This is a genomic window from Lachnoanaerobaculum sp. (assembly GCF_057250505.1).
Genome location: NZ_DBHIEQ010000003.1, coordinates 126,859 through 147,656, shown reverse-complemented (window position 1 = coordinate 147,656; position 20,798 = coordinate 126,859). Strand labels below are relative to the sequence as shown.

The 20,798-nt window shown below is 39.8% G+C and carries 16 protein-coding genes, 1 tRNA gene, 1 other RNA gene and 1 pseudogene; 2 read left to right on the top strand and 17 right to left on the bottom strand.

Features of this window, described 5'->3' with window-relative positions:
* Nucleotides 1–410: 410 nt before the first annotated feature.
* From ACO6FI_RS02655 to ACO6FI_RS02575, 17 genes are all read right to left on the bottom strand, one after another.
* A tRNA-Ser gene (locus tag ACO6FI_RS02655) sits at nucleotides 411–498 on the bottom strand.
* 100 nt (nucleotides 499–598) lie between these two features.
* The gene (locus ACO6FI_RS02650) at nucleotides 599–1,495 is read right to left on the bottom strand and encodes a DUF6630 family protein (protein WP_485455982.1); all 897 of its coding nucleotides are present in this window, start codon (nucleotides 1,493–1,495) and stop codon (nucleotides 599–601) included.
* A gap of 127 nt (nucleotides 1,496–1,622) precedes the next feature.
* Nucleotides 1,623–3,344 carry a [FeFe] hydrogenase, group A gene (locus ACO6FI_RS02645; RefSeq protein ID WP_485455981.1) on the bottom strand — a complete coding sequence of 574 codons (1,722 nt, stop codon included), beginning with the start codon at nucleotides 3,342–3,344 and terminating at the stop codon, nucleotides 1,623–1,625.
* Entirely contained in the window at nucleotides 3,338–5,170 is a 1,833-nt protein-coding gene (locus ACO6FI_RS02640) for an NAD(P)-binding protein (RefSeq protein ID WP_485455980.1), read from the bottom strand. Before ACO6FI_RS02640 ends, ACO6FI_RS02645 begins: the two co-directional genes overlap by 7 nt.
* A gap of 258 nt (nucleotides 5,171–5,428) precedes the next feature.
* Entirely contained in the window at nucleotides 5,429–6,034 is a 606-nt protein-coding gene (locus tag ACO6FI_RS02635) for a regulatory protein RecX (protein WP_485455979.1), read from the bottom strand.
* On the bottom strand, nucleotides 6,031–7,194 hold the full coding sequence (gene recA, locus ACO6FI_RS02630) for a recombinase RecA (RefSeq protein ID WP_485455978.1): 1,164 nt from the start codon (nucleotides 7,192–7,194) through the stop codon (nucleotides 6,031–6,033). Before recA ends, ACO6FI_RS02635 begins: the two co-directional genes overlap by 4 nt.
* Before the next feature lie 131 nt (nucleotides 7,195–7,325).
* Entirely contained in the window at nucleotides 7,326–8,690 is a 1,365-nt protein-coding gene (locus tag ACO6FI_RS02625) for a sugar transferase (protein ID WP_485455977.1), read from the bottom strand.
* 138 nt (nucleotides 8,691–8,828) lie between these two features.
* Complete coding sequence (gene dusB, locus ACO6FI_RS02620) at nucleotides 8,829–9,791, bottom strand: tRNA dihydrouridine synthase DusB (RefSeq protein ID WP_485455988.1); 963 nt, start codon at nucleotides 9,789–9,791, stop codon at nucleotides 8,829–8,831.
* Nucleotides 9,784–10,224, bottom strand: a complete 441-nt coding sequence (locus ACO6FI_RS02615; RefSeq protein ID WP_485455976.1) for a GtrA family protein — start codon at nucleotides 10,222–10,224, stop codon at nucleotides 9,784–9,786. The genes dusB and ACO6FI_RS02615 overlap by 8 nt, the downstream gene beginning before the upstream one ends.
* Complete coding sequence (locus tag ACO6FI_RS02610) at nucleotides 10,205–10,582, bottom strand: DUF6145 family protein (protein ID WP_485455975.1); 378 nt, start codon at nucleotides 10,580–10,582, stop codon at nucleotides 10,205–10,207. Before ACO6FI_RS02610 ends, ACO6FI_RS02615 begins: the two co-directional genes overlap by 20 nt.
* A 1-nt stretch (nucleotide 10,583) precedes the next feature.
* A complete protein-coding gene (gene pfkA / locus ACO6FI_RS02605; RefSeq protein WP_060930653.1) occupies nucleotides 10,584–11,552 on the bottom strand; it encodes a 6-phosphofructokinase in 969 nt (322 codons plus the stop codon).
* Nucleotides 11,553–11,754: 202 nt separating this feature from the next.
* An RNA gene (gene ffs / locus ACO6FI_RS02600) (signal recognition particle sRNA large type) lies at nucleotides 11,755–12,017 on the bottom strand.
* A 53-nt stretch (nucleotides 12,018–12,070) separates the two neighbouring features.
* Entirely contained in the window at nucleotides 12,071–15,409 is a 3,339-nt protein-coding gene (gene mfd / locus ACO6FI_RS02595; RefSeq protein ID WP_485455974.1) for a transcription-repair coupling factor, read from the bottom strand.
* Between the two features lie 8 nt (nucleotides 15,410–15,417).
* Nucleotides 15,418–15,990, bottom strand: a complete 573-nt coding sequence (pth, locus tag ACO6FI_RS02590; protein ID WP_485455973.1) for an aminoacyl-tRNA hydrolase — start codon at nucleotides 15,988–15,990, stop codon at nucleotides 15,418–15,420.
* A gap of 28 nt (nucleotides 15,991–16,018) precedes the next feature.
* A complete protein-coding gene (locus ACO6FI_RS02585; RefSeq protein ID WP_485455972.1) occupies nucleotides 16,019–17,353 on the bottom strand; it encodes a glycoside hydrolase family 32 protein in 1,335 nt (444 codons plus the stop codon).
* A gap of 8 nt (nucleotides 17,354–17,361) precedes the next feature.
* A complete protein-coding gene (locus ACO6FI_RS02580) occupies nucleotides 17,362–18,549 on the bottom strand; it encodes a toxic anion resistance protein (RefSeq protein ID WP_485455971.1) in 1,188 nt (395 codons plus the stop codon).
* A gap of 12 nt (nucleotides 18,550–18,561) precedes the next feature.
* Nucleotides 18,562–19,650, bottom strand: a complete 1,089-nt coding sequence (locus ACO6FI_RS02575; RefSeq protein WP_485455970.1) for a 5-bromo-4-chloroindolyl phosphate hydrolysis family protein — start codon at nucleotides 19,648–19,650, stop codon at nucleotides 18,562–18,564.
* A gap of 185 nt (nucleotides 19,651–19,835) precedes the next feature.
* Here ACO6FI_RS02575 and ACO6FI_RS02570 point away from each other — a divergent pair, with 185 nt between their 5' ends.
* Nucleotides 19,836–20,507, top strand: a complete 672-nt coding sequence (locus ACO6FI_RS02570; protein ID WP_485455969.1) for a response regulator transcription factor — start codon at nucleotides 19,836–19,838, stop codon at nucleotides 20,505–20,507.
* Nucleotides 20,500–20,798, top strand: a pseudogene (locus ACO6FI_RS02565) (sensor histidine kinase); the annotation flags it as partial. The gene ACO6FI_RS02570 and the pseudogene ACO6FI_RS02565, both read left to right, overlap by 8 nt.

Here is a 20,798-nt window from a genome sequence, read left to right as displayed (position 1 = left end):
TAGCTTGCATCTGTTTTCACAGATCTACTGTTTTGTTTAGGTTTTAAATTCTGTTTGAATCTAAACGTTGTTTGCTGAAACTTCATCATATTTTAAATGGTAGCACCATCGTCTCGCTTCGCTCGACGAGGTACGCTATTTTTCTAAGTTCGAACTTCGCTTCGCTCGTTCTCGCTAAGAAAAAAATGTGAATTTTCAGGGTTGTGTGTACTGTTTAATCTTAAATTATCATGGTTCATTGCTTCGCTGTCTCAAACAGCTTTACTATTATATCAAGTTCATTTCAGCTTGTCAAGAAGTTTTTTATTCTTTTTTCAAACTTTTTGAACTCTTGCTCTGTTCGAGCAACTTAGATATCTTATCATATCTGTTTTTTCTTGTCAATAACTTTTTGGAGTTATTGACAAGAACGGAGAAAGAGGGATTTGAACCCTCGCGCCGGTTGCCCGACCTACACCCTTAGCAGGGGCGCCTCTTCGGCCTCTTGAGTATTTCTCCTTGATTGCTTTCGCAATGCTTACACATTATACAAGAATAACTCTTATCTTGTCAATAACTTTTTCAAGGTTTTTTAACACATTTTTGACAAATAAGGAAACTACATATTTTGAGCAAAATCAATCCTGTGATTTATACTCTTAGCAAGTTCTGTCAAACGCTTTAGCTTATCCGTTTTACATACAAATAATAGATAACTGTCACTGTCTATATCAATGCCTGCTATACAATATCCGTCCTTCGTCCATTTATTGTCCAATTCTTTACACCAAGTCGGAATATCCCCTTCATCATCAAGCAAAACGTCATCTACAACAAGATCATTCTCATTTGCCAATCCTTCTATACTTGATAAGAACTCCTCTTTCTCCTCTTTCCAATCAAGTTCTATAGCTACCCCGCTCTCAAGCAGCTCATCTGCTAAGGCAATCCAAACAAAGGTATCTATAGCATCTCTGTTTGTAATACCTCTCTCTTCATACCTGTCCGCATTATCTTTAAAGTACTCTCTCGGATGACAAAAACACCTGTCCATATTTTGTAAAAAAGCTTCATTATCCGATATGGTCTTTACAAGCTCTTTGTAGACCTCCAAATTAGCTATCTTGACATCAGCACTGTCAAATACAACCTCCCAGCCTGAACAATCGGGAACTATATTATCCTTCATAAGGAGTTGAATCATATCCGTTACCTTATCTTTGGCGAATCCCTCCTTTCCATAGATAATAATGTTGTCGCTGTTATTATCATCCGATGTGCTTACTTCAAAATGATAGTTCTCATCTCCCTCATCCCTACATATCTGTACGAAATTCAATCTTCTGTTATTTACATCCAAATTCTTCGCCGGTGTCAGAACAATAAAATATATCTTACCGTTTTTTATGGAATCCAACAGGCTTTCAACTTCTTGTGCTGTACATCCGCCCTTTTCTTCTCCGTCAATATCAAGCTTCCACTCCGGCTTTCTTTTATTAAAGATATTAAACAACATACTCTAATCTCCATCTTGAATATACTGTATACAAAAATTCTAAGGAAATGTAAAAACACTTCCTTAGAAAATAAATTATCTGATACACCTGCACTTATATGTAACTCACAATTTCAAAAATATAACATTACTCGTGTACATGCAAAAGCTCATGTGCCTTATGTGAAAGCGGTTTATGGAAATACTCGTCATACAGTGCAATAATGTCTTTATTCTCATGCGAGTATCTTATCTCGGAGTTCTCATCCAGGAAGTAAAGCTTCTTGCCTCTGTCAAATGCAAGCTCGTAGCCGTCTTTTACAGGCTGTCCGCCGCCGCCTACGCAACCTCCCGGGCAAGCCATAACTTCTACAAAGTCATACTTTGCTTCACCACGCTCAATCTTGTTAAGCAACTTTCTGGTATTACCTAGTCCGCTCACCACGGCGATATTAAGTTCTATATCATCTATCTTAAACTTAGCCTCAATGGTTCCGTCATTCTCTTGGAACGCCTTACTTCTCACAGGCTTAAATGCATCCGCCGGCGGATTCTCCTTCTTTATAATGTTGTAAGCTGTTCTAAGAGCCGCCTCCATTACTCCTCCGGTAGCACCGAATATAACTCCGGCTCCCGAATAATCACCCATAGGTCTGTCGGCTACCACATCTTTCAGACTCTTCGGATTTATATGTGACGCTCTTATCATACGGGTAAGCTCTCTTGTAGTAAGCGCTATATCCACATCGTGACCTGCATACTCTCCATGGAAGAGTTCCATTTCTCTTTCACCCTTCTTGGCTACACAAGGCATGATGGAAACGGATACCATATTTTCAGGATTTACCCCGATCTTCTCTGCAAAATAAGACTTCATTACCGCGCCGAACATCTGTTGAGGTGACTTTGCTGTAGAAAGTGATTTTGCCATCCTAGGGAACTGTGACTTTGCAAATCTTACCCAACCCGGACAACAAGAAGTAAACATAGGTCTGTCACCGATCAAACCGTTGGTATATCTGTGTACAAACTCATTCGCCTCTTCCATAATAGTAAGATCTGCCGAGAATGATGTATCAAATACATAGTCTGCACCCATTTTCTTCAATGCATCCACAATCTTTCCTACTGTAGCATCCTTGTCTTTCAGACCGAATACTTCACCCCAAGCCGTTCTTACAGCCGGTGCAATCTGAACTACCACAGTCTTTTCAGGGTCTGCAATTGCATCCCAGAACTTGGAAGTATCATCTCTTTCGCTTAATGCACCGACAGGACAATGTGTAATACACTGACCGCAAAGTGAGCAGTCGGCTTCTTCAATCTTCTTATATCCTGTTACATTAACAGTAGTTCTGGCACCAGTACCGTGCAAATCCCATACACTGAGTGTCTGCATCTTATCACAAACCTGTATACATCTCATGCACTTAATACATTTTGATGAATCTCTGATAAGCGGAAAATTCTTATTCCACGGCTGTTTTTCAAGTTCAACGGCAAAAGGAATCTCAAGTATATTCAAATCATTGGCTACTTTTTGAAGTGAACAGTTGCCGCTCTTAGCGCATATTACACACCTGTTATCATGTTGTGAAAGTATAAGCTCTACAGTCTTTCTTCTGTCTCTGATTACTTTCTTACTGTTTGTAAAGATTTCCATACCCTCTTCGCATACATTATTACAAGAAGTTATAAGTTTATCCTTACCCTTCAGCTCAACAACGCATACTCTGCACGCCGCTATTTCGTTCAGACCTTTTAAGAAACATAATTTCGGAATCTCTATATTTATTCCTGCCGCCGCTTCCATAATTGTAGTATTTTCTTTTACGGAAACAGGTATATTATCAATAGTTAAGTTTACCATATACTCTCCCTACCTCCTTTGAAAATACCGAAGCCGAAGTGGTCACACCTTAGACATCTGCCTGCTTCTTGCTTCGCCTCTTTTTCAGTCATGCAATTTTCAACGCCTTCAAAATCAAGAACTCTTTCACAAGCTTCTCTTTCTGTAAGTTCCACTCTACCGCAAGGGCTCTTATCCTCAAGACCTGCCTCAGGAATTTCCACATCCACACTTATCTGATGGTGATAACCTAAGTACTCGTCAATGTTTGCAGCTACCACCTTAGCCGCACCGATTGCCTTGATAACTGTAGCAGGTCCGCTGGCACAATCTCCTCCGGCAAATACTCCCGGCATATCCTTGAATGCACCTGTAGAATCGGTAATAATCTTTCCACCTGATACAGGAATTCCCGCATCTTCAAAATGCTTTGTCTCTATGTTCTGACCTATTGCCACTACAAGGATATCACATGGAATATATACATCATCTTCACCTGTAGCTTTAACACTTGCTCTGCCATCCTTTATAGCGGAAATCATCTGAGGTTTAACATATATACCCTTTATATGGTTGTTCTCATCCACATCTATTGAAGACGGTGCCATAAGGGTTCTAAGTTCAATACCCTCCGCAACTGCAGCTTCCACCTCTGTAGGTAGTGCTGTCATATCTGCAACCCTTCTTCTATAGGCAATGCTTACCTTTTTCGCACCCATTCTCTTTGCGGTTCTTACCGCGTCCATAGATACATTTCCACCGCCTATTACACATACATTCTTGCCTGTCAAATTTTTTATGATGTTCTTTCCCACATCACGCAAAAACTCTACAGCCGAAACAACGCCCTCAGCATCCTCATGCTCAAGACCCAGCTTCTTATCTGTACTTGCACCTATAGTTATAAGTACCGCATCATAGGCATTCCTTAAATCATTGATGGAAATATCCTCGCCTATCTTAAGACCATGCTTTATTTTAACACCTGTCTTTAATATTGCCCTTATATCCTCGTCCAATCTGTCCTTAGGCAATCTGTAATTCGGTATACCGTATCTTAGCATACCGCCAAGTTCAGGAAGCATCTCATACACTGTAGTCTGATGTCCCATCAGCTGCAAAAAGTATGCCGCACTGAGTCCGCCCGGTCCTCCGCCAAGTATCGCAATCTTCTTACCTGTAGACGGAGCACATTTCGGAGGATCGACCTCTCCTGCAAAATCTGCCGCAACTCTCTTGAGTCCGCGAATATTTATAGAGTCATCCACCATATTTCTTCTACATCTGGCTTCACAAGGATGTTCACATATGAACCCACATGTAGTAGGGAACGGATTGTCTTTTCTTATAAGTCTGACCGAATCCGCATATCTGCCTTCTTTTATAAGGGCAATGTATCCCGGTATATCTACCTGTGCAGGACATAAGTTTACACAAGGCACAGGCTGATTGTATGAGCATGTACATCTGCCATGTGCTATATGTTCTATATAGTCGTCTCTATATCCTATAATACCCTTATAAACCATATTGGCCGCCTCGTATCCTATGGCGCAATCTGCCGATTCCATAATGCTTAGGGCGGTCTTTTCCATCAACTTAAGGGAAGCCATACTGCCCTTACCGTCAAGCACATTCTCAATCAACTTCTCAAGTTGTCCTAAGCCGATTCTACATGGAACACATTTACCACATGTTTGAGCGTGAGCCAGCTCAAGGAAAGCTCTTGACATATCCACCGGACAAAGTCCCGGAGGAGATGCCTCGATTCTTCTTTCCAAGTTTTTGTATAGCTCCTCCATTACAATTCTTGCTCTACTTGGGGAGACTATCTCTAATCTACTCATAACCTCTTACTCCTAGTATTATTTACCTCACGGTATATATATATATATGTTTGCCTTACATATATTATTATTTTATTTCATGAAATAATAACAGCACATATCTTTGTTAATTTTTGATACGAACTCTTTACCATCATTATATACTTTTTCAACAAATTTTGTAATACTTTTCTGAAAAGTCTTTTATTTAACAAGTATGTTTGTTATTTAACTACTTCTTTATACCAATAATTGCACAAAAAGGACATTGTCGCAATCCTATTCATCTGCGGCAATGTCCTTTATTACATCCTTTATCTTAGTATATTTATAACCTTTTCTCATTATTGAAGCTATTATCTTTTGCTTTTTTTCCGGCTCATCCATCTCAAAGTAATGCTTTTTCTCCAAGAGTTTCATGATCATAGGTGATTCATCTATGTCCGCTTCCTCAAGTACATTATCTATAATTTCTTTATTGATGCCTTTTTCCATCAATTTATATTTCAAATTCAGCTTGCTGTATTTGTCTTTATATGTGAATACATAGCGCTCTGCATATCTTTCATCATTTATATATCCGAATTTCTTAGCCTTTTCTATAGCTTCCTTGACAGCTTCTTCAGGATAAAAAGAGAGCCTCAGCTTCTTTATAAGGTCATTCTCCGACTTAAACGATCTTTCCAGTATATGTAAAAGTCTCGCAAAGGCTCTCTTTTTTAGGGTAGGGTAGATAGTTATATAATATTCTTCTTCCTCTATCTCCCTACCGACTTCGATATCCAATCTTCTCATCTCACCCTTATATAGGGCAAAACTTTCATTGTCATCAAAGATAATCCTGCTCTTTTTAGTGTTTATCGGAATAATCTCTCTTACAATCAATCTTCTTCCTCTAGTACAACTCCGTTTGCATTCTCTTCTTCTATAGGTGAGCCGTCAAATTCTTCATCTTCCTCTCCGTCTATAGGATCGTACTCTATAAGTTTTTCGCCGTTTTCAGATGCAAGTTTGAACTTCTCTCTTATCTGTACTTCCACCTTCTCACATATATCAGGGTTGTCCAAGAGGAATTTCTTTGCATTCTCTCTGCCTTGGCCGATCTTGTTACCATCATAGGAATACCATGCACCGCCCTTTTCTATAACATCGCTTGCAACTCCAAGGTCAAGTATCTCTCCGGCCTTTGATATACCCAGTCCGTACATGATATCAAACTCGGCCTCTTTAAAAGGAGGTGCAACCTTGTTCTTCACTACCTTTATTCTGGTCTTTGTACCTATAAGCTCTCCGCCCTGCTTTATCTGCTCGACTTTTCTTACGTCAAGTCTTACTGAGGCATAGAACTTCAATGCTCTACCGCCTGTAGTGGTCTCGGGACTGCCGAACATAACTCCTATCTTATCTCTAAGCTGGTTGATAAAAATAACTATACAGTTACTCTTACTTACTATACCTGTAAGCTTCCTAAGTCCCTGACTCATAAGTCTTGCCTGCAAGCCCATATGTGAGTCACCCATATCACCTTCTATCTCTCCCTTAGGTACAAGGGCCGCTACGGAGTCAACTATGATAATATCAATGGCTCCGGATCTTACCATCGTCTCTGTAATCTCAAGTGCCTGTTCACCGTTGTCAGGCTGTGATACATATAACTCATTTATATTGACACCTATCCTCTCGGCATACGCAGGATCAAGTGCATGCTCGGCATCAATAAACGCCGCAATACCTCCAAGTTTCTGTGCTTCCGCAACCATATGAAGAGCTACCGTAGTCTTACCTGATGACTCGGGACCGTATACTTCTATTATTCTGCCCTTCGGGATACCGCCTACTCCAAGTGCTATATCAAGACCCAGTGAACCTGTCGGAATAGTCTCCACATTCATGTGAATATTACCGTCTCCAAGCTTCATCACCGAACCCTTACCGTATGCTTTCTCTATCTGTGTCAGAGCGGACTCAAGCGCCGCCTGCTTCTCACTATGTTCCGTTACCTGTTTTACTTGTTGTGTTGCTTTGGAATTTTTATCCTTTTTCATAACAACCTCCATCGAATGTATGTTCTCTTTTATTGTATACGCTTATATGATTTTTGTCAACATATGAAAAAATAGAAATCTTGCCGTGTAACACCATCTTATCACAAAAAAAGCAGGTTTGCACCCTGCTTTTACTTATCCTTATTATTGGCATTTGTCTCGCCTTCTCCTACGCCCTCTGTAGACTCCTTCATAAATAAAACCTTCGGAGTCAGCACAATCAAAATAAGATCCATCCAAAGACTGTAGTTTCTTATATAATGTAAATCCAATTTTAATTTATCATACGGGGTGGTATTGTACTTTCCATGCACCTGTGCATATCCTGTAAGTCCCGCCTTCATCTTCAGTCTCATAGCAAACTCAGGCAAATCCTCCATATACTCTGCTGCGATTTCAGGTCTCTCAGGTCTTGGACCTACAAGGCTCATCTCACCTTTTATTATATTAAATAACTGCGGCAACTCATCAAGCCTCGTAGCTCTTAGTATCTTACCCACATCTGTTATCCTGTCGTCAACTTCACCCGCAAGCCTTGCCACTCCGTCTTTTTCCGCATCCACTCTCATAGTTCTGAACTTATATATCTTAAAAAGCTTACCGTCTATTGTAAGTCTGGTCTGCGTGTAAAAAATGGGGCCTCTGTCTGTCAGATGTATTGCCGCCCCGAATATCACAAATAACGGAGATGTAAGTATTATTCCTATCAAGCTTACCACAATGTCTATAAATCTCTTTACCACCATCTGATCTATCTGCAATCCCTCATTCTTTGAAAGAAGTATCGGTGTATCAAAAAGATTCAGGTTGGTAGATGACCTTACCAAAATATCGCTTATCTTCGGTATCATATACACTCTGATACTTGAGTCATAGCACTTTTTTAGGATGAGGTTTCTTTCATGTGAAGGTACATCACCTACGACAATGCCTTCAAATTCTTCAGCTTTTGCCATTATCTTATCAATGCCCTCATCAATGCTTATAGACCCTCCGATAACATACTTGTCGTCTCTGGCGCCTATCTTTTCCATTATGGAAAATACCGGCCTCACTCCGTATACTACCAACAATCTTCTCGGCGGAAAGAGTACACCGTATATCCATTGAAATAAAAAAACCCAAATAAAAACTATTATCCCGTCTACAACAGTCAACAGTATAAAAGAGACCGGCGAATGAAACCTCTTATCAATCAGAGCCAATATAAAGTATCCTATCGTATTCACTATAAAAAGTGAAAGTATATGCGAATAAATTATATTTCCTCTTTTCAGGTAACCTATTTTAAGTCCGCCGTAGGTCTGCAAAAAGAATACCAAAAGCACACCGTACAGTGCGGAAATCAGCCAGATTCCTCTTCTCCAGAATCTTTCTTCTATTACATTGTTGAGATACAGTTGCCAAAGCAGCCAATAAAGTCCCACTTCAATAAGCAATATAACGGCAGCCGAACCGAATTTTAAAATACGCTTATACTGTTCTTTTCTATTCATATATCCTCCGGTTGGGATGTAAAATAGATATGTAAATTTAATATAGTAAAGCCTTATATACGACTAAAACTTATATTCACATACTCTGCCACCATTGTAACATATTTTTTATATTTATGTATTAAAATTTACATAATATCACACTGTAGACTTAAGCAGTGACTCCAGCTCATCGTATTTTTCAACATGGTTCACCTTATCTCTAAGTGCTGAAGAACCCTTCATACCATGTGTATACCACGCCACATGCTTTCTCATCTTTCTGACAGCCATAATTTCATCGTCGTATTCCATCTGAATCTTACAATGCCTTAAAATCATATCAACTATCTCTTTTGCAGTAGGTTTTTCCTGAGTATCTCCGTTCAGATATGCCCTTATCTCCCTAAATATCCAAGGATTTCCTCTTGCCGCTCTTGCAATCATTATCCCGTCACAGCCTGTATACTCATACATTCTCTTTGCACTTTCGCCGTCTACCACATCACCGTTACCTATTACAGGTATACTGAGTGCCGACTTTACATCTCTTATAATATTCCAATCCGCCTTACCTGAGTAGTATTGCTCTCTGGTTCTTCCGTGTACGGCAACAGCGCTTACACCTGCACCTTCCGCTATCTTTGCAATCTCAACGGCATTGATATTATCTTCATTAAAGCCCCTTCTTATCTTCAGTGTCACAGGCTTTTTTACACTCTTTACAAGCTTTGACAATATCTCTTCCACAAGTTTCGGATTTTTCATCAGTGCGGAACCTTCACCGTTATTGACTATCTTCGGTACGGGGCAACCCATATTGAAGTCGAATATATCGAAATCTCCGTCTTCTATACTTGCCGCCATCTCGGCTATTATATCAGGGTCCGAACCGAAAAGTTGCAATGCTATAGGATGTTCAGCCTTGTCTATTTTCATAAGCGGCTCTGTATTTTTATTCTTAAAATATATCGCCTTTGCACTTACCATCTCTGTAACAAGCAGCGAAGCTCCCATTTCCTTACATAAATGACGAAATGGCAAGTCGCTTACACCTGCCATTGGTCCAAGGCACAATCCGCCCTCTATATTTATATTTCCGATTTTAAAGTTCTTAAGCATTTTCATTATTCTTTCTAAAAATAAATAATTTTGAAAAAACATAGTTGAGTATGACTACAAGCACACTTGCAATAATCTTTGCAATCAGCCAATATCCCTTTAATATATCTACTCCCACAATCATAATAACCGTTTCCAAAAGCCATGTGGACAACCTTGACACGACGAATGTTATCAGCTCCCTCAGTACAAGTTCCGTCTGAAAACTTTTGCTTTTAAATACCCATATTTTATTGGTTATAAAAGCAAACATAACCGACAATATCCATGCAACGGTATTGCTTACAAGGTTTATCCAATGAAATTTTGTATAGCAAATATAATATACTGCAAAATTCACCGCAGTAGTCAGCACACCGAATATAAGGTAGAGCAGGACGCCTTCATATTTTTTTATATAAAATATCAGCCTGTCAATCATTGCCGTCCACATTTTCTCCCAAAAATACCACTTTATAAAAAAGCTCAAGCTGTAACAAAAGCTCTTCTTTTTTTCTTTGATAAGAACTTATCCTCAGTCCGCTTTCAATATCGTCAAAGTAGAAATCTCCGTCGTCGACTCTTACACAAAAATTCAGATTTCCGGATTTGTCAAACTCCAATGTGAGTATGCCTCCCGCCTCTTCGGCAAAAGACACACACATTATCTTCAGTTCATCTTTTATCTCATCCGGTAATCGTTTGAATTTTTCGTTAAAATAATACTTCTGAACATATGAACTTGCGCCGCAAAGAACGATTGAATCACTCTTTGTTAAATCGAAGTCATATCCGTTTATCATTTCAGGCATATTATCTTACCAAAAGCTTGCATATTCTGAACTGGTCTTCCGATATATCCTTCTTCATTGCCAATGCTTCCTGAATATCAAAATCTACAAACTCACCGTTTTTGTAGGCTACAAGTCTGTTTGACTTTCCTGCCAACAAAAGCTCTACAGCCTTGGCTCCCATTATTGAAGCGTATACTCTGTCCATACATGTAGGAGCTCCACCTCTTTGCATATATCCAAGTATTGTAGCTCTTGTCTCTATCCCTGTAGCGGCTTCAATTCTCTTTGCCATAGAAACGGAATGTCCGATTCCCTCGGCATTGATTATGATATGATGCTTTTTACCGCGCTTTCTGTTCTCAATAATCCTGTCTATAAGCGCCTGCTCATTACCGTCATATCTCTCAGGCAACAATACATCCTCCGCACCGTTTGCAAATCCGCACCAAAGTGCGATATATCCTGCATTTCTTCCCATTACCTCTATTATAGAACATCTCTCATGTGATGTAGATGTATCTCTTACTTTGTCAATAGCATCCATAGCTGTATTCACCGCTGTATCAAATCCTATTGTATAGTCTGTACAAGCTATATCAAGGTCGATAGTTCCCGGAATACCTATTGTGTTGATTCCAAGTGCGGAAAGCTTACCTGCACCTTTGAATGAACCGTCACCGCCGATAACCACTACACCGTCAATACCGTGCTTTTTACAGATTTCAGCACCTTTCTTTTGTCCTTCAGCTGTTGTGAACTCCTGGCATCTTGCAGTATAAAGGATTGTACCTCCTCTGTGGATTATCTCAGATACACTTGTACTTTCCATATCCACTATTTCTTCCTGTAAAAGACCTGCATAACCTCTCATGATTCCTTTTACATTTATTCCATTGTGAATCGCTGTTCTAACAACCGCTCTAATAGCCGCATTCATTCCCGGCGCGTCTCCACCACTTGTTAATACACCTATAGTCTTTATTGCCATATATTTCCTCCTATCAAAACGGACAAACTCTATGCTTCCGGCTACTTGTTTAATTCAGTAACAAATAAGTAGCCTCTAAATATCTACATTATTTTATATTAATGAAAAAATTTTTTCAATAGTATTGTTATAAAATCAACAAACACTAAACACAAAGAGCATTATCAAAAAATCCCCCTTGATTCCTTGATAATGCTCTTTTATGCACGCCTTGCTTCGAATGCCATTCACAAACGTTGCCAAAGTAGTTAACTCCGCGGCGGCTATCTCACGGCACATGAAAGGTCTTCCTTAGTGCTGCTACATTCCTGTCCTGACACGGTTCGAAAGTTTCCATTGCGTGGGGACCCCCACTTCAACACCACTTGCTTTAGACTGCTAAGCAAATGTACACCCTAGGCAAGGCATCACCCCTACTAAAGCGGATTGTAGGTACAGGACACCGCTATCTCCCCGGCTGTGCGTATTTAAGTATACTTGTATTTATCTATATTTGTCAAATGATTTTTAAAAACTGTCTAAAACAGCTCCTCCTTCATCCTCTCAAACAGCTCCACTGCAAACTCCATCCTGTCTTCCGTGGAGATTTTTTCTCTGTCTCTGTACTCCCAGTTCAGTACTTTATCGTACTTTACCGTGAGGCTTTTGCCGAATGACTTTAGGAAATTATCCAAGTTATCCATATTCATCTGCTTATTTTCTCGCATTGTCCACTTTATCTGCAACTTGTTCACAATTACATCGGTGATAAACATAGAACTTGCCAATGCCTTTATCCTTGCAACATACAAAAGATTGCCGACAGGTTTCGGCATCTCACCGAATCTGTCTATCAGCTCGTCCTGCATATCCGAAAAATCCTCCTCGGTTTTTACAAGAGCGATCTTTTTATATATCTCAAGCTTGGTCTCTTCATTGTCAATATAATCACTTGGAATATAGGCGCTGTCATCAATCTCAACACTTGCCTCAACTTCCTCTTCCACAGGCTTTCCTGTCTTTAAAGCGGTGACCGCCGTATTTAAAAGCTTCACATACAAATCATATCCGACCTCTTCCATATGTCCGTGTTGTGTCACACCAAGTACATTGCCTGCACCTCTTATCTCAAGATCTCTCATAGCAATCTTTATTCCGGAACCCAGTTCCGTAAATTCTCTGATTGCCTTAAGTCTCTTTGACGCTTCCTCCGATAAAAGCTTGTTTCTTGTATACATAAGGAAGGCATAAGCACTTCTTTTACTCCTGCCCACTCTTCCTCGAAGCTGGTAAAGCTGTGAAAGACCGAGCCTGTCAGCATCGTGGACTATTATGGTATTGGCATTAGGTACATCAAGCCCCGTCTCCACTATGGTGGTAGTGACAAGCACGTCCACATCACCGTTTATAAAGTCCACCATCTTGGCTTCAAGTTCTCTCTCATTCATTCTGCCGTGCACATACTCAACATCAATATCAGGTAACAAAGCCCTCACATGTGCCGCCACTTCCTCTATATTGTTGACTCTGTTATAAAGATAATAAACCTGACCTCCTCTGGCCACCTCTCTTCTGATGGCCTCCTTAACAGTCTCATCATGGTACTCCATTACATATGTCTGGATAGGCTTTCTGTCAACAGGCGGTTCCTCAAGCACTGACAAGTCCCTGATACCGGAAAGTGACATATGTAATGTTCTCGGTATAGGTGTAGCCGTAAGTGTCAGCACATTTACATTCTCACAAAGTTGCTTAAGCTTCTCCTTATGCTTTACTCCGAATCGCTGCTCCTCATCCACTATCACAAGTCCGAGTTTTTTAGGTACCACATCCTTTGATAAGAGTCTGTGAGTACCTATCACTATATCCACAAGCCCCTTGTTAAGATCCTCTATAGTCTTTGTCTGTTCCTTTTTGGTATTAAACCTTGATAAGAGCGCAATCTTTACCGGAAAATCCTTCATTCTCTGTACAAAAGTATTGTAATGCTGTCTTGCCAAAATAGTGGTAGGCACAAGGTATAATACCTGATAGCCCTCCTGTATTACCTTAAAAGCGGTCCTCAGTGCAATCTCTGTCTTACCGTAACCCACATCACCACATACAAGCCTGTCCATTATCTTTCCGGTCTCAAGATCTCTCTTTGCATCTTCAATAGCCTTTAACTGGTCATATGTCTCCTCATACTCAAACATCTCCTCGAACTCTCTTTGCCAAAGTGTGTCCTCACCGTATACCACTCCCTTGCCGTTTAATCTGCTTGCATACAAAGTCACAAGTTCCTTTGCCATTTCCTCGACTTCAGTCTTTACCTTGTTTTTGGTTTTTGACCACTCAACGCCGCCAAGCTTATTTAACTTAGGTTTCTTTATCTCGGCGCCGCCGTACTTTTGGATTCTGTTAAGTTTTGAAACCGGTACAAAGCAGTTGTCGCCGCCCTGATACTCTATCTTTACATAGTCCTTTATAATGCCGTCTCTTTCTATCTTTTCTATACCCTTGTAGACTCCCAGTCCATGGTCCTCATGTACGACATAATCTCCTATATAAAGCTCACTTAGAGAGGTTACTCTGTCTCCCTCATACTCTTTGTTTCTTTTCTTTTTCTTCTTTTTGTCCTTAAAGATATCGCTTTCGGAAATCACCGCAAAGTTGAGTGCAGGGTACTCAAAACCTGAATGTATATTTCCGACAAATATCGCTATCTGACCGGGAGCAATATTCACGTCAGAATTTTCCTCAGCAAAAAAAGCGTCAAGCGCATAGTCATTTACAAAGCTGTCACAAAGTCTCTTCGCTCTGGTCTTTGATGCACAGATAAGTGCAACCTTTGTCTTGTCGGACTTGTATCTTTTAAGGTCGTCCACAAGATTTGTAAAGTCCTCATGATATACACCGCTCATTCTTGAAAAGACGGAATAAACAGACTTCACCTCAAGTTCTTTTATCCTGTTATCAAGCCCCGTAAGAGCAACGGCCGGAGACTTATTCAAAAAATGGAATACCTCCTTTGCACCGAATATATCGGGGATATCCTCCTTATTGTACTGACCCGATTCTATTCTGCCTGCCGCACTCTGATTATATTCTTCCTCAGTCCTTATTGCCTTGTCCATTGTCCTTGCAGGCTCGTCAATATATATCAAAGTATTTTTATAATCAAAATATCTGAGAAAAGATTCTTCTCCTCCGATTTCTCTTTCCTTTGCAGGATAAATATTAACGTACTCAAGCTCCTCTATAGACCTCTGACTTGCAGGGTCGAAGCTTTTCATAGCATCTATCTCGTCATCCCACAACTCTATTCTTACAGGATTTTCCTCAGTCAGAGGAAAAATATCCAGTATTCCGCCTCTTATTGAAAACTGTCCCGGATTGTCTGTCTCAAAGCTTCTCTCATATCCTATATCAGTAAGCTTTTTTGACATTTCTTCCAAGTCAATTTTGTCTTCTTTTTTTATCTCAAGTGTGGCATTACAAAACTTATGATAGTCCTCAAGTTTGTCCATAAGCGCATCAACTGTAGTAACCACCACACCGCATTTATCTTCTCTAAGATGCTTCCACACCTCAACTCTTTTTGAAGTTATCTGCAAAGATCTTATATCCGCATTGAAAAAAAGCAAGTCTCTGGCAGGGTAGAAATAGACCTCGCCCAAAAAGCAGCCTATATCTTCATATAGCCTGCTCGCATTGTCCTCATCATATGTAATTACCAGTTTCCAAGACCTGTCATCCTTCATAAGCTCGGAAATCAAATGTGCCTTTCCGGGCTCGGAAATATCGGTAACCTGTAAAGGAAACTTCTCTTTTTTTATACTTTCTTCCAAAGACTCAAAATCCGCAAGTTTCTTTAAGGGATTTTCAAATAAACTCATATACTTCCTTACTTAGTCTTTTTTACATTGTATTTGTTCATTGCCGTATCATACTGACCGTCCACCATCAGCTTTATAGCCTCTATCGCATGTGATGCGGCTTCATCAAGCTTCTTTTTATCCTCAGCATTAAAATGCCCCAGCACATGGTCTGCAAGGTCCATTCTTGCAGGCTTTTCACCTACTCCCATCTTTACTCTCGGGAAATCCGATGTACCCATATGTGCAATCAAAGACTTGATGCCGTTGTGTCCTCCGGCACTTCCCTTTAACCTGATACGCAAATTTCCGGGTTCAAGATTTATATCGTCATACACCACTATTACATCCTTTGCCTCTATCTTAAAGTAGTCCATAAAGGCTCTGACGGACTCACCGCTGTTATTCATATATGTCTGCGGCTCAAGCAGTATGGCTTTTTCATTTCCAATCCTTACCTTTGCAAACAGTCCCTTATATTTTCTCTCGGTTATATCCTCGCCAAGCTCATATGCAAGCTTTTCAACCACATAAAAGCCTGCATTATGTCTGGTGTTTACATACTCTCTTCCCAGATTCCCCAATCCAACTATCAACTTCATATTACTATCTTTTCTATTTTTAAAAAACCTAAACATCCAACTTATAAAGCTTTCCTGTGATATTGCCGTTTACTTTAATATCCTTATACTCACTTGGATACATTCTGTTTGACATCACATACTTACCGTCATTTACAAACACCTCTACGGAACTTGCATCAATCATAAGTCTGAGATTTTCTATCTTTTTTACTCTTATATATCTTGCATCTCTGCCGTATCCGTTCGCAATAAATGACAGCTCAAAGTCACCTCTACCGGAATCAAAATCAAGCTTTAGAGTATCAAAAATTTCAATATCAAACTTATCGCCGAAATTTTGGGTCTCAAGGTCAAAGGCTCTGTCATCACCTACACTGTAAGACTTATTCTCCTCATCAAAATCAAAGCAATGCTTTCTGAGAGATTCGTATTCCTTTGCAGGCTTCATAATAAGAGTATCATTGTCAAAATCCAACTCTCTGAATGTGCTCATACAGTGCTGATATCCGTACTCGACAGTCGGGTTTGTATACTTTGCATCAGGCATACCCATCCATCCGAGTAGAAGTCTTCTTCCCTCATGTGTAAAGGTCTGCGGTGCATAAAAATCAAATCCCAAATCCGCTTCCTTATACTCCACAATATAGCCGTTTTTTCTGAAATCACCGTCTATAATGAAATATCCGCATGAGTAGATATTTTGGAATTCATACTTTCCGCCCTCAAGCCCCTGCGGACAAGCCATCAAAATCCACTGCCCGTTTATCTCAAACAGATCCGGACATTCCCACATATACCCGAACTTTGCCATAGTCTCAAAAGTTCTGATATGATTCCAGCTGTCCAAATCCTCAGACTCATATACAAGCACCTCACCCTTGTCCTCTTTTGTCCTTGCGCCGAGTACCATGTAATATTTGCCTTCATACTCAAACACCTTAGGGTCTCTCACATGCAAAGTAAGTCCGTCAGGATAATCCTTATTAAACATTATCACATTCTTTGAATCCACACACTCGCCGTCTTTGCTCACCGCATGGACCGTGTTATTTTCTCTGCCAGTATTTATATAGTCAAAGTCTCCCTTATGCTTTACATTGCCGGTATAGAAGATATGCATAATATCATCCTTTACCAATGCGGAACCTGAGTAGGCTCCGTTTTTATCAAACTCCTTATCGGGAGATAAAAACAAAGGCGCCTCCTCCCAATTTATCAAATCCTTTGATTTAAGATGTGCCCAGTACTTATTTCCGCCTACAGCTTCATAGGCATACTGATAAAACACATGGTAGTATCCCTTAAAAAAGCAAAGCCCGTTAGGGTCGTTCAACCATCCGCTCTTCGGTTCAATATGATATCTTTGTCTCCAATTGTTCATTTTTATTCCTATCTGTTACTGTTTGCCTGTCTGTTACTGATTTCAAGAAGCTTTGTTCTCATCTCGTTTTCTATGTTTTTAAGCTCGGCTTCCGCTTCTTTTCTCTTTTGTCTGCCCTCATCCTGTATCTTTATAACCTCATCAAAGGTGGATATCAAAGTCTTATTTGTATTTTTAAGAGTTTCAATATCAATTATACCGCGCTCCGATTCCTTTGCGGTCTCTATAGTGGCAGTCTTTAGGGCGTCCGCATTTCTCTTTAGAAGCTCATTGGTCATATCCGATACAGCCTTTTGTGCCTTGGCGGCATCGTTTGAATGCTTTAATCCTATAGCGATTACCATCTGATTCTTCCAAAGCGGAATGGTGTTTACAATGGTTGACTGTATCTTATCAGACATCATAGAGTCGTTGTTTTGGATAAGTCTTATCTGAGGTGCCATCTGAAGTGATACGGTCTTTGTAAGCTCGAGGTCGTATATCTTCTTTTCAAAGCGGTTTATCATCTGTGAGAAATCCTTCGCCTTTTGTGTATCCTCAGGCAGACCGCTCTCATCGGCCTTTTTTATAAGCTCAGGCAACTCCACATTGTTGGCCCTTTCAAGCCTTTTCTTTCCTGCCAAAATGTACATAGACAATTCCTTGTAGTAGTTCATATTTAACTCATACATCTTATCAAGCATCAGCACATCCTTCATAAGAGTCACCTGATGGTCCTCAAGCGCCTTTGCAATATTGTTGACATTGGTTTCCACCTTGTCATACTTTGCCTTAAGATTTGCCAGCTTATTGCTTGTTTTCTTAAAGAAACCGAAAAGCCCCTTTTCATCTTCCTCAGTTTCAAGTGAACGGATTTCACCGACCACTCCTGCAAGCATATCGCCTATCTCACCGAGGTCTTTTGTCTTTACTCTCTCAAGTGCGTTTTCAGAAAAGTCCGCAATCTTTTTTTGACTTCCCACACCATATGCAAGTATCGCCTGTGAATTGGATATATCTATCTTTGACGCAAACTCCTCCACCATCTTTTCTTCCTCAGGTGAGAGCTTGACTTCAGGTGTTTCATTTTTCTTTTCTTCTTTTATCTCAACAACTTCAGGCTTTACCTCAGGCATATCAAAGCTTAAGCTTGGAGCCTCTTTTAACATATCATCAAGTGAATTCATATCGTCTTTTTTTAAATCATTCTCATTCATAGTCACACCTCATTATTTCATTTCGTCTATAAGACCTTCTTTTGCCAACATTGTCTTAAGCAATGCCGCATCGGTATCGGCATCAAACGCAGTATCCTTATAAAGTCTGTTCTGGAATTCCATGCAGGCTTCATTTATAGAATCAATTGTCAATTCAATCTCTTTTTTAGTACTTAATATTTCCTCATCAGGTGAAATCACATTGTCGAAATCGGAATAAGTCTTTATAAGCTTTATTGTAGTAGGCAGATAATACCTCATCAACTTATCAAGTTTCTTTAACTCGTCAGGCTCCTTTTCCACCCTGTCAAATATTGCAACCAGCACAGTCTCAAGCTTTGTAAGCTTGGATGACATAGGCTCGGATTTGATTCCAAGGTGCATCTCTTTGATAGAAAGTACATACTGTCTGCCCTCAGGTATTATACTTCCCTCCGATATATTCTTATCCTCTATTACCTGCTGACTTCTTCTCTGGTCTTCAAGTGCCAAATACTCTTTATATACCTCATTATTTAACATAAAGCACTGACCGCTTGCATCTATATGTCCCTGCGGAAAATTCCTTCTCTCAATCAGCTTTCGCAAATTCCTCTCTACATTATCTCTGCTTTCGTTTGCAAACATGGCGATATCGTCTATATTCATATAAAGCTTGTCATTCATTATACGATAATATTTTTCAGCCTCGTCTACAAGCTTCAGATTTGATAGTGCCGGTATTGCAAGTAACGCTCCCACTGCAAAAAAAGGAGCCAATGCAACCATTATAATAAGCCATATCTTAAGAGAAAACGGAAGTACCGTCAAAGCCGTGACAAACATCGGTATAGCAAAAATTATCATTATCGGTATACCGAAAAAAATCCTTATCAGCAAATCTCCTCTGTTCGCCTTTAGGTATGTCTTCTTATTTTCTTTTACTTTTTTCGGAACCGTATTTACATTCACATTCTTATTGTACTGTATCGGATTACCGACTCGCCTTAATATATCCAAGGCCTTATTGGAAAACTCCTTGGCCTGATTAAAGGTATTATTTTCATCAAAAACATCTACAACATTATCTCTGATATTATTCCACTCTTTATTATCCTGCATACCCTGTCTCCTATTCTTAGTCTTCCCTTATTATCCCACATATTTTTATAGTTATCAATTAAGAATGTCATAATTTACAGCATTATACATATATATTTAAAATCAATTACTCTGTAAAATCTATTTTCTTGACACAGCGATATAAGGTTTATACAATCAAGTTAATACTTGTTTTTGGAGTGTGTATGAATATTTTAGTTGTTGAAGATGAGATCTTGCTTGCCTCATCTGTTAAAGAAATCTTGGAAGGACATGATGTGGTCTGTGCCTATGACGGCTTGGAAGGACTTGAGTTTGCAAAAAGCTCACATTTTGATCTGCTCATACTTGATATAATGCTGCCGAAACTGAACGGCTTTCAGGTAGCCAAAACACTTAGGGCACAAAAAAACGGTGTACCTATACTTATGCTGACAGCAAAGTCGGATATCCTTGACAGAGTGGAAGGTCTTGATTCAGGTGCCGACTACTATCTTACAAAACCTTTTGACAGAAGGGAACTCCTAGCCTGTGTCAATGCACTGCTTCGCAGACAGGGAAAAGAAGTCAACCAGATAAGTTTCGGCGATACCGTACTTGACCTTGACTCGGGTGAGCTTATCTCAGGCGAAAACTCGATCAGACTTTCATCCAAAGAGTTTCAGATGATGAGACTTCTTTTAAAGGAGGGTAAGAACAATATCTCAAAGAACTTTTTCTTGGAAAAGATTTGGGGATATGACAGTGACGCTACGGAAAATAATGTTGAAGTTTATATAGGTTTCCTCAGAAAAAAATTAAAAAGCCTCTCCTCGGATATTTCGATAGTGGCAAGCAGAGGACTCGGTTACCACTTGGAGAAATGTAAAGATGATTAAAAAATTACAAAGAAGACTTACCTTGCTTTTGTCATCCGTCAGTATATTTTTACTGCTGTTTTTACTTATCTTCCCTTTCCTATTCAACAGATACACTCTGTACAGCAGCCTTAAGACCGCCCTTACCACCGCTATCAATTCACCGATACATGACTACAATTCATCAGGTTCATACCCTGTTTTTATGATGCTTGTAAACTCCGATTCTGAAGTGATTGACAGCAAAGGCTCTGATTTTTTCTTGGATTCCGATACCAAGTCAAAAATAGCAAAAGACGCAATGTCTAAGAT